The organism is Pseudomonas sp. EA_5y_Pfl2_R50, from assembly GCF_963970475.1.
Taxonomy (GTDB): domain Bacteria; phylum Pseudomonadota; class Gammaproteobacteria; order Pseudomonadales; family Pseudomonadaceae; genus Aquipseudomonas.
Genome location: NZ_CAXAPT010000002.1, coordinates 545,996 through 559,199 on the forward strand (window position 1 = coordinate 545,996; position 13,204 = coordinate 559,199).

Annotated in this window: 13 protein-coding genes; 9 read left to right on the forward strand and 4 right to left on the reverse strand. The window is 59.1% G+C overall.

Annotated features, from left to right (window positions below):
• Nucleotides 1-7 precede the first annotated feature (7 nt).
• The 4 genes from accB to gcbA all read right to left on the reverse strand — a co-directional run bounded on the left by accB (nt 8) and on the right by gcbA (nt 4,884).
• Nucleotides 8-472: an acetyl-CoA carboxylase biotin carboxyl carrier protein gene (accB, locus tag AACY19_RS05595; protein ID WP_339448747.1), complete on the reverse strand. Its 465-nt coding sequence runs from the start codon at nt 470-472 to the stop codon at nt 8-10.
• A gap of 48 nt (nt 473-520) precedes the next feature.
• Nucleotides 521-973, reverse strand: a complete 453-nt coding sequence (gene aroQ / locus AACY19_RS05600) for a type II 3-dehydroquinate dehydratase (RefSeq protein WP_007914604.1) — start codon at nt 971-973, stop codon at nt 521-523.
• Between the two features lie 241 nt (nt 974-1,214).
• Nucleotides 1,215-3,161 carry a methyl-accepting chemotaxis protein gene (locus tag AACY19_RS05605; protein ID WP_339448750.1) on the reverse strand — a complete coding sequence of 649 codons (1,947 nt, stop codon included), beginning with the start codon at nt 3,159-3,161 and terminating at the stop codon, nt 1,215-1,217.
• A 52-nt stretch (nt 3,162-3,213) separates the two neighbouring features.
• On the reverse strand, nt 3,214-4,884 hold the full coding sequence (gcbA, locus tag AACY19_RS05610; RefSeq protein ID WP_339448752.1) for a diguanylate cyclase GcbA: 1,671 nt from the start codon (nt 4,882-4,884) through the stop codon (nt 3,214-3,216).
• Between the two features lie 324 nt (nt 4,885-5,208).
• Between gcbA and AACY19_RS05615 the strand changes: the two genes are divergently transcribed.
• From AACY19_RS05615 to speA, 9 genes are all read left to right on the forward strand, one after another.
• A complete protein-coding gene (locus AACY19_RS05615; protein WP_339448754.1) occupies nt 5,209-6,357 on the forward strand; it encodes a DUF2515 family protein in 1,149 nt (382 codons plus the stop codon).
• Complete coding sequence (locus AACY19_RS05620) at nt 6,354-7,112, forward strand: hypothetical protein (protein WP_339448757.1); 759 nt, start codon at nt 6,354-6,356, stop codon at nt 7,110-7,112. Before AACY19_RS05615 ends, AACY19_RS05620 begins: the two co-directional genes overlap by 4 nt.
• Complete coding sequence (locus AACY19_RS05625) at nt 7,112-7,567, forward strand: hypothetical protein (RefSeq protein ID WP_339448759.1); 456 nt, start codon at nt 7,112-7,114, stop codon at nt 7,565-7,567. Before AACY19_RS05620 ends, AACY19_RS05625 begins: the two co-directional genes overlap by 1 nt.
• Nucleotides 7,546-8,052, forward strand: coding sequence for an Hcp family type VI secretion system effector (locus tag AACY19_RS05630; protein WP_339448761.1), 507 nt, complete (start codon nt 7,546-7,548; stop codon nt 8,050-8,052). The genes AACY19_RS05625 and AACY19_RS05630 overlap by 22 nt, the downstream gene beginning before the upstream one ends.
• Entirely contained in the window at nt 8,049-8,525 is a 477-nt protein-coding gene (locus AACY19_RS05635) for a hypothetical protein (protein ID WP_339448763.1), read from the forward strand. Before AACY19_RS05630 ends, AACY19_RS05635 begins: the two co-directional genes overlap by 4 nt.
• Before the next feature lie 139 nt (nt 8,526-8,664).
• Nucleotides 8,665-9,732 (forward strand): DUF2333 family protein, encoded by a 1,068-nt coding sequence (locus tag AACY19_RS05640; protein WP_339448765.1) that lies wholly within the window; start codon nt 8,665-8,667, stop codon nt 9,730-9,732.
• Between the two features lie 3 nt (nt 9,733-9,735).
• Nucleotides 9,736-10,293 (forward strand): NUDIX hydrolase, encoded by a 558-nt coding sequence (locus AACY19_RS05645; protein ID WP_339448766.1) that lies wholly within the window; start codon nt 9,736-9,738, stop codon nt 10,291-10,293.
• 187 nt (nt 10,294-10,480) lie between these two features.
• Entirely contained in the window at nt 10,481-10,852 is a 372-nt protein-coding gene (locus AACY19_RS05650) for a translation initiation factor Sui1 (protein ID WP_339448768.1), read from the forward strand.
• A gap of 219 nt (nt 10,853-11,071) precedes the next feature.
• Nucleotides 11,072-12,985: an arginine decarboxylase gene (gene speA / locus AACY19_RS05655; protein WP_339448770.1), complete on the forward strand. Its 1,914-nt coding sequence runs from the start codon at nt 11,072-11,074 to the stop codon at nt 12,983-12,985.
• Nucleotides 12,986-13,204: the final 219 nt, after the last annotated feature.

Genomic DNA, 13,204 nt, shown 5'->3' on the forward strand with positions numbered 1-13,204 from the left:
CCGCAGTTCAAACGATGGTGAACAGCGGTTGGTCGTACTCAACCGGCTGGCCGTCTTCGACGAGGATGGATTCGATCACACCGCTGGTTTCGGCTTCGATGTGGTTCATCATCTTCATGGCTTCGACGATGCACAGCGTGTCGCCTTTCTTCACGGTCTGGCCGACTTCAACGAAGGACGGCGAGGTTGGCGAAGATTTGCGATAGAACGTGCCCACCATCGGCGAACGGGCCACGGTGCCGTTCAGCGCTGGAGCAGCAGCGGCAGCCGGGGCGGCGGCAGCAACCGGAGCAGCGGCGGCGACAGGTGCAGCGGCCGGAGCCTGCATCGGAGCCGGCGCGTAGAACTGCTGAGCCGGGGTTTTGCTGTGACGGCTGATGCGTACAGACTCTTCGCCTTCCTTGATCTCGAGCTCGTCGATGCCGGACTCTTCCAGCAATTCGATCAATTTCTTAACTTTACGGATATCCATGAATCATCAACTCCCAAGGGTCGGTCAGGGGCGTTTAACGCTTGTAGATCAAGTCGTTGCCTGTGTTTCAAGCTGTTCTAGCGCAGCCTCCAGGGCCAGTCGGTAACCGCTGGCGCCAAGGCCGCAGATCACTCCCACCGCTACGTCGGAGAAGTAAGAGTGATGGCGGAAAGGTTCGCGTTTGTGCACGTTGGACAAATGCACTTCGATGAATGGGATGCTCACTCCCAGCAGCGCGTCACGTAATGCGACACTTGTGTGCGTAAAAGCTGCTGGATTGATCAGAATGAAGTCGACGCCCTCACCGCGTGCGGCGTGGATGCGGTCGATCAGTTCGTACTCGGCATTGCTTTGCAGATACAGCAGATGATGGCCGGCTTCACGGGCGCGGCGCTCCAGATCCTGATTGATCTGCGCCAGGGTCGTTGAACCGTAAGTACCGGGTTCGCGGGTGCCGAGCAGGTTCAGGTTGGGGCCGTGCAGCACCAGTAGGGTTGCCATCTGCGTAGTCCTTGTTATGAATGAGCAATCGTCAGAACCCGGCGACTATGCCGCAAAGACTTTGTGACTGTCCAGTTCTATGCAATAGCCAGCACGATAGGCGATGTTTGCGCGAAATATGTGACCGAGTGATTTGATCTGGTCATTTGTGGCAATGATGCGGGCCTGTTCGCGATCAGGCTCGCTTCCCCATTGGAATATTTACCCCTGCGGGAGCTTGCCTGCTCGCGCAGGCGATCTGTCAGACGCGAAAGGCCTGAACCGCGGTATGCAGTTGCCCGCCCAATACCAGCAGATTTTCGCCTTGCTCGCGTCCTTGGCCGATACGCACCAGGTTATCCCCGCCCAGTTGATGAATCCGCTCGCTGTGATCGCGAATCTCGCTGACTGCGCCGCTTTGCTGCGCCGTCACGTCGGCGATGCGGATCGCCGTGTCGGAAATGGTCTGGATCGCCCCGACAATCTTGTCCAGCGCGCCATCTGCCGCTTGTGCCTGATTGGCTGTCGCTTCGGCGTGTTCAACTTGCGCGCGCATGCCTTCGACCGATTGTCGGGCAGCGGTTTGCAGGCCGGCAATCAAGGTTTGAATTTCCGCCGTTGCGCCGGCCGTGCGTTGTGCCAGCGAGCGGACTTCTTCAGCGACCACGGCAAAACCGCGCCCCATTTCACCGGCCCGCGCCGCTTCAATCGCCGCGTTCAGCGCCAGCAGGTTGGTTTGATCGGCAATCGAACGAATCACCGTCAACACGCCGCCGATGGTGGCCGACTCTTCGGCCAGATGTTCGATCATCTGGGCGTTGCCTTGCACTTCACCGACGAGCGCATGCAGGCCGGTCAGGCTCTGGCCGATCACGGTCTGGCCATGCTCGACCGCCAGTCCGGCATGACGGCTGGCGTCTGCAGCCTGCTGCGCATCGCCGGCGACTTGCTGGATGGTGGCTTCCAGTTCGCCGAGTGAGTCGCGGATCAGCGCGGTGTCGCCGGCCTGGTGTTCGGCGCCGCTGTGCAAGTCGTTGCTCAGTTCGGCCAGGGTGCGACTGCTGCCTGCCACTTGTTCGGCATTGCCGCGAATGGTCCCGACCAGATCCACCAGATAAGCACGCAAGCGGTTCAGCGATGCTTCGATATCGTGCAGTTCACGGTTGGTTTTGCCCAGACGAATGTCGCGACTGAAATCGCCCTCAGCCCACGTCGAAAGCGCCGGGGCGAGGTTGGTCAGAGTGCGCGAGAGGCGGCGCTGCAAGGTGTCGATCAGCAACGCGATGAGCAGAATCAGGCCGATCATCACGCCCTGTAGCAGCCGCACTTCGTTTTGAATCTGGCCATGTTGTGCACGCACTACCGGTTCCAGGCCGGCGATGGCTTGCTGCACGGCGGCAATTTTCTGGTGGGTTGCCGTGCTGAGATCGGCGCGTTTCTGGATCTGATCACGGGTGCGTGTCAGCTCTGCCGGGTAGCGACCGAGCAAACTGTTGAGTTCACGTTTGAGGCCGACACCGGCGTCTTCGGCGACGGTTTTTTCAGTGCTCTCGATGCCCATCATTGCCGCGAAATCATCGCTGCCCGATTCGTTGCTGGCGACGATGCCGAGTAAGGGCAGGGCATCAATCGCCTGCGCTTGGGCACGAATGTTGTCGACCTCGCGCTCAACGTCGGCGGCCAGTTCGCTGCGGCCACTGCTGACGAGTTTGTCCCGCGCCAACGACAGTTTGCCCACATGCTGGGCGGCGGCGAGCAGCGGTGTCAGATACGTCGCATTCCCGCCGGCGTAGGTGCTGAGCTGATCGAGGCTGGCGCTCAGTTCGCGCTCGGCCTGCAACAGCAAGGCCTGTGGATCGCCCGCCAGTTTGCCGGCAGCCAGCAGGTCGGTTTTGCTGAAGTCATTAAGCTCTGAAAGGCTCGGGCGCAGGGTGTCGGCCAGCGCAGGCGGCAGTTCGGCGAGTTGTTTCTGCAAACCGTCAATGGCCAGGCCGGCGCTGCTCAGTCGCAGGGCATCGCCGCTGGCGAGGTAATCCTCGACGTTGCGCGCGACCTCATTCTGAAACTGCTGCGACAACCCCAGATAGCGCTCCATCAACAGATACGGGCGCTCGAGAGCTTTTTGCGACCACCACAGCGTGGCGCCGAGTGCGAGGCACACGGCGACCAGCAGCAGCGTATTGAGATTGGTGAGCAACTTCAGGCGCATGACGGCTACCAACGGCAGATAATGGTAAGCGCCTGAATTTATTGCGGTTCTGTTACAGGGTTATGACCGAATCAGTGGATTCAGATGAAAAAGTGGCACTTTGCTTTGAGTGTCGCGCAGTCTGCACCCGATTGCGTCCTTCACCCTTGGCGCGGTATAGCGCCTCGTCGGCCTGGCTGGCCATCATCAGGCTGTCGGAGTCATCGCGCATTTCCACCACGCCGGCACTGAAGGTGCACCACAAATCCTGTGGTTGCGCCGGGTAGTGGATTTCGGCGAAGCGCTGGCGGATTTCGTCGAGCACTTTGTGCGCAGCTTCTATATCGGTATCCGGCATGACGATGGCGAACTCTTCGCCACCGTAGCGGCCGATGAAGTCGGTCTTGCGCAGGCGCTGTTTGAGGAACAGCGCGAGGCTTTTGATCACGCGGTCGCCCATCGGGTGGCCGTGGCTGTCATTGACCCGTTTGAAGTGGTCAATGTCGAGCATGGCAAAGCTCAGCGGCTTGTTCTCGCGCCGGGCGCGGAAGGAGCAGTCTTCGAGCAATTGCAGAATGTGCGTGTGGTTGTACAAGCCAGTGAGGCTGTCGCGAACCATCCGCGCTTTCAGATTACGCGCGCGCGCGGCGCGGTTGCGTACAGTGGTGATCAAATGACGCGGCTTGATCGGCTTGGTGAGGAAGTCATCACCGCCCTCGCTCATCGCATCGAGCTGCTTGTCCAGATCGTCTTCAGCCGACAGGTAAATGATCGGTACGCTGACATAACGGTCGTTATGGCGGATCACCTTGGCCAGTTCGGTGCCGGTGCAGGCCGGCATGTACATGTCGAGGATGATCAGATCGGGCTGGAAGTCCGCCAGTTCGGCCATCGCTTGAATCGGTTCGATCAACGTGCGGGTGACGATGCCGGCGCTGTTGAGCAGGCGCTCGGTGTGCAAGGCCTGTGCACGGGAGTCGTCGATGATCAGCACTTTATAAGGTTCGTACTGGGCAACGCAGGTGAGGACTTCGATCTTCTCCAGCAGACTCGACGCTTCGAGGGTGCCGGTGAGGAATTCCTGGCCACCGGCGCGCACGGCGGCGAGACGGGTCGGGGTGTCGGTTTCGTGCAGGCTGAAGAACAGCAGCGGCAGCGGTTCGTCCAGGCCGACCTGGGCTTCGGCGGCGAGTTTCAGGCCAATGCCGGCGCCGCTGAAGTCCACATCCATGACTATCGCGGCGGGCAAGCGCTCGACCATCGAGGAGCGAAACGCCGACACACTGTCCAGCGCCTGAGCGCTGAGACCGAAGAACTCCAGTTGCTTGGCCAGCCGCTCGGCGCGGTCGTGATCCTGCAACATCACGTAGATCGGTTTGCGCAGCGGCGGCAGGAAGGTCTGGTCGAGTTGATCGCCATGGCGCAGGCCGGTGCGCGACAGGCGCTGCATCAAACGATTGAGGTCGGTGATCAGCCCGCTGCTCAGGCGCCCGCGATTGGCGTCCACCGCTTCCAGCGACTGGCTGATGTGGTGTGCGAGCTGAGTGTGTTCCGGCTGTTCGAAACGCTCGGCAAAACGCAGCAGGCGCAGGTTGGCTTCACTCAGTTCGGCGAGATCGGCAGTGGACCACTCACTGCGTTGCAGGCGTTGCCATATCTCAAGAATCTGACGTGCCTGATGAATTACCCGCTGGGCAAAGTGGTGCTTGAGACGCTCACGGCTGGGGTCTTCTGGCTCGGTCATATCCTGACTACTAGTTAGGCTGCATGCTGAGATCGACTGGTGGCTCTATGCTAGCACCTCTTTTCCCTTACACGAGTGTCATACGTCAATAATCTGCAGTGCGGCACAATTCAGTTTCTGACCGTTCGGTTTTTAATTTGACCTGTTCGTCGATGAGCCCCCCGGTTTTTGGGGCTTTTGGACGTTTCCTGTCATTTAAGAGGAAGCTTCGCAGTCATTGAAAGGCATCGTCTGACAGGGTTTTCTGATTTTTCGTTGAGGCGATTTCACAGCGGGTTTTGCTTGGTAGGGTTCAGGGATTCCCCTAGAAGCTTTGTGCCCGACATGAGCCAGTGTTTCAACGAACATGCCAGCGATGGACAACGCCTGAACCACAACAGCGTGCCCGTGGCCGATTGTGAATGCACTGAAGAATTGCTGTATGGCGAAAAGGTGCGCGTGACCGAGGTACCGGTGCTCACGTGCCAGTGCCTGTGGCGCACCTATCAGCGCCAGGCCGAGGAAATCCTTGCGCCCGAGGGTGTGTTTATCGCTGACCCGGTCAAGCGCAACCGCGCGATCAATGCGGCGTATGCCCGACTCTGGCAACACGACAAACGTTTTCAGTGGGCCGGTTTGGCGGCGTTCGCTTCCAAGCAGGTGGGCTGTGGATTGCTTCACGCCGCTGAAAGCATCGAACGTATCCGCGAAGAGTACGAAGCGCGCCAGCGAATGCGGGAGGGGCGGCGTGCGTCCGGATTGCTGACACCGGGAAAAATGCCGGAGCAGGCTGAAGACTTGCGGGAATACGAAAAGGCGCAGGCGCGTAATCCTGTGCCGTCCGTGGATTTTCGCGCCAGCGGCGAAGAGCTTTCATTGGTGCAGCAACAGTTCCAGCATGTGTACGAGATGATGGCGATGGGCAATACCACGCTGTTTCTGGATGTTTATCCGTTGCATCAGTTTTATGCGGTACGTGGGTTGGGGGAGTTGAAGAAGTGTTTGGAAACGAGAAAACAGATTTATGGCCACGCTAAGTTTCCAGTGCTTTGGCCGGCGGGGCAGGAAACGCTTGGGTTTGGGAAGGATTTTGAAGAAATTAGAAAAGCTTTTGAGGCGATAGACGCAGGGGATATTGCCCAAAGCGTGGAACATTTGGCGAGGCATGAGCAGCGAAACATTCTTCAGCCGACCATTTATGAAAATCGCCATCTGGTAACCCTGTTACGTGGCAATCATCTTTCTTTCGTTACTGGTTTTCCTTCCGGCGTTGCGCAGGCCATAGAGTTGACGATGACCAGTCAATGCCAGCGGGTCGATGGAGGACGGACGATCAATTTCAGTAGTCATCCACTCGCTGATTTGTCCGACATTGATCAGCGAATGGAGTTCGTGCTCCGGGCCGCATCTCGTTTTGACCAGATGCTCAATGACGAAAATAGAGATTCATTGGCGCATTCCATTGCTGAAATCGCCGCCATGGAGGGTGTTTGAAGACCTCTGGTAACGCTCTGCTCAGCTGGCGCAGTTGGTCATGGCTGTTGCTGTTGTTTGTTTTGGCACTGGCCGTCGCGCACCGGTTGACGCAGCCATTGTGGGACGACCCCGTGATCGCTCTGGCGCTGGGAGGAACTTATGAAAATATGCGCGAACACTCCACGGCCCCTTTCAGCCCACTAATCCGCGGCCATATCTGGGCCGGCATTCCGAAGACAGATGCGCGTTTGCGCTTTGTTGACCCGCATTACGGTTTCGAGACGCCTCTTGCACGTTTTTTGTCGGTAGGTTTCAACGACAACGTGGTCGATGACATCCGTATGTCCCCGCAAGTCGAACCGTTGCTGATCGACGATGCCATGAAAGTTGTTCTCGACCTGCAAGCTCAATGGTGTGCAAAAGGCTGGAGGCCGGTGGGAACCCGACGCTATCCCACCATTGCTGATACGCCCGAATGGCGAGCCTATCTCAGGCCTGGCGTACTCCAAGGGCATGCCTATTGGCAGGCCGGTGACAAGTACCAGGTGATGTTGATATTGGCGCGATTCAGAGACTCCCGGCATCTCGACCAGGAGCGCTATCTCATCACTCTTGATATCGGTGAAGCATGGCGGCTGTTTGAAGAAGACGAACGTCGCTTCGAACCTCACCATTCCCCCCCGCCACAGCCCAAAGAAGGAGCCGTTCCATGCCCGGCTTCGAATGCATCGGAACAATCCATCCGAAAAGTCGCCGCAATGGAGGGCGCTTGATGATCAAGCGTTTTTCTTTGTCCAACTGGCGCGGTTGGTTGTGGCTGGTGCTTTTGATCGTTTTGGCGCGGGCCGCCACACGTCAGATGGCGCAGTCGTTTTGGGAGGAGCCCGTGATTGTGCTCGAAATCGGCGGAACCTACGAAAGCATGCTTGAGCAATCTACCGCCCCTTTCAGTCCGTTGATTCGAGGTCACATCTGGGGCGGGATCCCGAAGACAGATGCGCGTTTGCGCCTTGTCGATCCGCAGTATGGATTCGATCAAGTGATGCTGATATTGGCGCGATTCAGAGATTCCCGGCATCTCGACCAAGAACGCTACCTCATCACGCTTGAAGTCGCGGATGCATGGCGGCCCTTCGACGAAAGGGAAGAACTCCCCGACGAACCCCATCCTTTCCCCCCACCCCAACCCAAAAAAGGAGCCACCCCATGCCCATCCCAGCCTTCATGACCCTCCACGGCAGCCGACAGGGCCTGATCAGTGCCGGTGCTTTCACCGAGGCGTCAGTGGGCAACAGCTATCAGAGCGGGCGTGAAGACAAGATCATGATTCAAGCGTTGAGCCACGGGATTTTCGTGCCGAAGAACGCCGGGGCAGGGCGGCGGATGCATAAGCCGCTGATCGTCACCAAGACTATCGACAAGGCCTCACCGCTGATCAATACCGCGTTGTGTTCCGGCGAGCTGCTGAGCCAATGCCGGGTGGAGTGGTTTCGTACCTCGGCTCAAGGTGTTCAGGAACACTTCTACACGATGGAGCTGGAAGACGCGGTGATCGTTGGCGCTGAAATACTGATGCCGCACTGCCAGGACCCCGGCACTTCTCATCTCACGCAGCTGGAGAAAATCCATTTCAGCTATCGGCGTATCTATTGGCGCCACGAAGTCAGCCGGACAATGGGTTCCGACGAATGGCAAGGCGAGGGCCAGGGATGAGGCTGGTTCATCACGCGGACCTGAGCGAGGCTGATCGTCAGCATGTCTATCCGCAGGATCAGGCGTTGGAGCGGGTCTGTCAGGCTCTGCTTGCGCGACACTCCCTCGACGGGCTGGATGAATTGCGATCGGGTTTGATGATCAATCTGGACAGCGAAGTGCTGGGCCAAGTCGAGCGTGGCGACTGGCTGCTGCTCAGGTCGCAAGCCGAATTCGGCCAATGGCCGGTCGCAGCGTCGGTCTTCGATCAGGCGGTGCTGGAACTGATGAATAATCCCCCGGCGCAGCCCGCCCGAACCCCGCAAATCTTCCGTCTGGTCGATAGCATGACCGGCGAGCCGCTGCCACAGCAGGCCTACACCGCAACGGTCGACGGTGTCCGCAGCCAGCGCAAGACTGACGCAGCGGGCATTGCACATCTATTTACACCGGAAGATGTCCGGCAGATTTCCCTGAAAGTTTTCAACGTTTGAATCGCGCGTCTATCCTTTCGCTCTCGGGCAGCAGTCACTTGTTTTCCCTCCGCCTCCCAATACCGGGTGCCCGGCCTTGGCACGTTGTTGTATGGTTGTGGTCGAACCGTTGAACCCAAGTGATTGAAAGGATATCGCCATGCTGGACTGGAAAAACCGCGCGGGCAGCGCGCCTGAACGTGCCGCTGAACCCAAGTCGGCCGCCCGCAGCTATGCAGGCGGGCTGTTGTTCAGCCGTGCGCTGGCCACCCTGGTCGGCATTTATCTTATTGTGACCGGTGCCCTCGGCTGGTACTGGAGCCAGGAACCCGCGCTGTTCCCGGTCGCGCAGAATGCCCAGGTTGCGGCCGAGAAAGAAGGCAAGCAAATGGTGGTCGGTTACACCACCGTCGAGACCCTGAAAACCGTCGCCGGCACCTTGCTCGACAAGCCAGGCGGTTACATTTCCAACGACCGTTTCCCGCCGGGTCTGTGGATGGACAACATGCCGAGCTGGGAATACGGCGTGCTGGTGCAGGTGCGTGATCTGACTCGCGCCCTGCGCAAAGACTTCGCCCGTTCACAATCGCAGTCCGCCGAAGATGCCGATCTGGCGAAGGCCGAGCCACGTTTCAACTTCGACAACAGGAGCTGGATTCTCCCTTCCAGCGAGTCGGAGTATCAGGAAGGCATCAATTCCCTGAGCCGTTATCAGGTACGCCTGTCTGATCCGACCCAGAAGAACGCTTTGTTTTACGCCCGCGCCGACAACCTGAACAACTGGCTGGGCGATGTCGGCACCCGTCTCGGTTCGCTGTCGCAACGTCTGTCGGCCAGCGTGGGCCGAGTCAAGCTCAACACCGCGCTGAAAACCGAAGTCCCGGCTGTCGGCGAAGTGCCGCAGGTTGACGAAGAAGTCGTCGAGACCCCGTGGATGCAGATCGACAACGTCTTCTACGAAGCGCGCGGTCAGGCCTGGGCGCTGTCGCACTTGCTGCGAGCCATCGAAGTGGACTTCGCCGATGTGCTGGCGAAGAAGAACGCCACGGTCAGCGTGCGCCAGATCATTCGTGAGCTGGAAGCTTCGCAAGAGCCGGTCTGGAGCCCGATGATCCTCAACGGCAGCGGCTTCGGAGTATTGGCGAACCACTCGCTGGTGATGGCCAACTATATTTCCCGGGCCAACGCCGCTGTGATCGACTTGCGTCAACTGCTCAATCAGGGCTGATTCATGAGCCACAACGCCAAAGAGGCGGCCCATCGTGCCGCCTCGGATGCCGAACAGATCGCCTGGGTTGATGAGCAGGACAACCTGCTCGGCGCCCTGGTGCGTGCCGATTTGCGTCAACGCGGGCTGATCGGACGCGGCACCTACATCATGTTGTTCAATTCTGCCGGTGAGTTGTGCGTGCACCGGCGCACCCTGAGCAAGGCCATTTACCCCGGATACTGGGACGTGGCCGCCGGCGGCATGGTGCAGGCCCACGAGACTTACGCCGAATCCGCTGCCCGTGAGCTGGAAGAAGAACTGGGTGTCAGCGGGGTCGAGCTGACGGCCCACGACCATTTCTACTTCGAAGACACCGGCAACCGTCTGTGGTGCTCAGCGTTCTCAGCGGTCTGGGATGGCCCGCTGAAACTGCAGCCGGAAGAGGTACTGGAGGCGCGGTTCATTCCGGTCGAGCAGGTCATGCAGGAAATTGCGCAAAAGCCTTATTGCCCGGACTCTCTGGCCGCGTTGAAGCGCTATCTGAAGACGCAGCAAAGCGACGTCGCAAAGAACACATAAATTGGCGCCGATTGGCACTTAGCAATCGGGATTTTTGCCGTTACACTGCGCGACCTTTTCAAGCTGTGCCGACCTGCTTCCATGGAAGCGCCGACACAGTAGCGCTGCCCCTGCCTGAGTGGGGCTTCGCGGTCGCTGACCTTGCCCAAGGTTGCGATCAGTCTTTGTCCTCCCAAGAGGATTGCCGGTGGCCAAAAAAGCCGCATCCTTCGCCGCCTTAGGTGGCCTGGTATTTTCCACCGACGCAGGTCGTCATTGTCCGGAATGCAGTCAGCCGGTGGACGCCTGTATCTGCAAAAAAACCGTGATCCCGGCCGGCGACGGCATTGCCCGGGTGCGTCGCGAGAGCAAGGGCCGTGGCGGCAAGACGGTGACCACTATCACCGGCGTGCCACTGGCCGAAGACGCGCTCAAGGCGTTGGCGACAACGTTGAAGAAACGTTGCGGCACCGGCGGGGCGTTGAAAGACGGGATCATCGAAATCCAGGGCGATCATGTCGAGCTACTCTTGGCTGAGCTGACCAAGCACGGTTTCAAAGCGAAGAAGTCCGGCGGCTAGCAGCCTCTGTGAAATCCATCTGCGGCTTGATCCGGCTCTGAGTAGTGTCAGATCCGGCGTCGTCTCCATGGTTTTCACAGAGCCTGTTCATGACCGGTTTCTAAACTCCACGCTGTCAGCATGGTCTACCGCCGCGTTGACGAACCGTCATTTTCATTCTTTAGACTGCGCCGGCCTGCGATCAGGCGACGCACTATGACTTCTTTATAGGGGACTTCGATGTCCGTAAGACGCACACGCAAAGACGATGGCAGCCAATGGACAGTTGCGGACAGCCGCAGTGTTTACGGGATTCGCCATTGGGGGGCCGGATATTTCGCGATCAATGAAGCCGGTCGCGTCGAAGTTCGTCCGAACGGCCCGAGCAGCTCGCCTATCGACCTGTTCGAGCAAGTCGACCAACTGCGCAAAAGCGGTTTGTCCTTGCCGTTGCTGGTTCGTTTCCCCGACATTCTGCAAGACCGCGTTCGCCAGCTGACCGGTGCTTTCGACGCGAACATCGAACGCCTGGAATACCAGAGCAAGTACACGGCGCTGTACCCGATCAAGGTCAACCAGCAAGAAGCGGTGATCGAGAACATCATCGCCACCCAGAACGTTTCCATCGGTCTGGAAGCCGGCTCCAAGCCTGAGCTGCTGGCGGTGCTGGCGCTGGCGCCGAAGGGCGGCACCATCGTCTGCAATGGGTACAAGGATCGCGAGTTCATCCGTCTGGCGCTGATGGGCCAGAAGCTCGGCCACAACGTGTTCATCGTGATCGAGAAAGAATCCGAGGTCGGTCTGGTGATCGAAGAAGCCGCCTCGCTGAAGGTCAAGCCACAGGTCGGCCTGCGCGTGCGTCTGTCATCGCTGGCCTCGTCGAAGTGGGCGGACACCGGTGGCGAGAAATCCAAATTCGGTCTGTCGGCAGCGCAATTGCTGTCGGTGGTCGAGCGTTTCCGCGCCGCCGGTCTGGATCAAGGCATTCGTCTGCTGCACTTCCACATGGGGTCGCAGATTGCCAACCTCGCTGATTACCAGCACGGCTTCAAGGAAGCGATCCGTTACTACGGCGAGCTGCGCAACCTCGGTCTGCCGGTCGATCACATCGACGTCGGCGGTGGTCTCGGTGTCGACTACGATGGCACCCACTCGCGCAACGCCAGCTCGATCAACTACGACATGGACGATTACGCCGGTGTCGTGGTTGGCATGCTCAAGGAATTCTGCGACGCGCAGGGCCTGCCGCATCCGCACATCTTCTCGGAAAGTGGCCGCTCGCTGACCGCGCATCACGCGATGCTGGTGGTGCAGGTGACCGACGTCGAGAAACACAACGACGAAATCCCGCTGATCGAAAACAAGGAAAGCCTGCCGGAAACCGTGCAGTGGCTGGTGGACCTGCTCGGTCCGACCGACATCGAAATGGTCACCGAAACCTACTGGCGCGCCACGCACTACATGAGCGACGTGGCCGCGCAATACGCCGACGGCAAACTGACCCTGGCCGAAAAAGCGCTGGCCGAGCAGTGCTACTTCGCCGTGTGCCGTCGCCTGCACAACTCGCTGAAAGCGCGTCAGCGTTCGCACCGTCAGGTGCTCGACGAGCTCAACGACAAGCTGGCCGACAAGTACATCTGCAACTTCTCGGTGTTCCAGAGCCTGCCGGACACCTGGGCCATCGATCAGGTACTGCCGATCATTCCGCTGCACCGCCTCGACGAAGAGCCGCTGCGTCGTGCGGTGCTGCAAGACCTGACCTGCGACTCCGACGGCAAGATCAACCAGTACGTCGACGAGCAGAGCATCGAAACCAGCCTGCCGGTGCACGGTTTGAAAGAAGGCGAAGACTACTTGCTGGGCGTGTTCCTGGTCGGCGCCTATCAGGAAATTCTGGGCGACATGCACAACCTGTTCGGTGACACCGACTCGGTGAACATCTACCAGAACGCCGATGGCAGCGTGTACCACGCCGGCATCGAGACCCACGACACCATCGAAGACATGCTGCGTTATGTGCACTTGTCGCCGGAAGAACTGATGACCCACTACCGCGACAAGTGCGCCAGTGCCCGCATCAGTGCCAGCGAGCGCACGCAATTCCTCGATGCCTTGCGTCTGGGCCTGACCCGCTCCTCCTACCTGTCTTCCTGAGGCCGGTACCGTTTCGCCGGGTTGTCTGAATGTTTTCTGCGCGCTGCGGAAAATTCAGATAATCCGGTGGGACGTTTCTTCAAACTCCAGCGAAAGACTCGGTCACCCCGGCCAGCAAAGTCATATGGTCTGCTTTTCGCGTAGGTCATTTCCTAAGTTGTACTTCGGCACTCTACTCGGCCATGCCTCTCGGCGAGAATCCCCGGCCGCCCCTCCTGT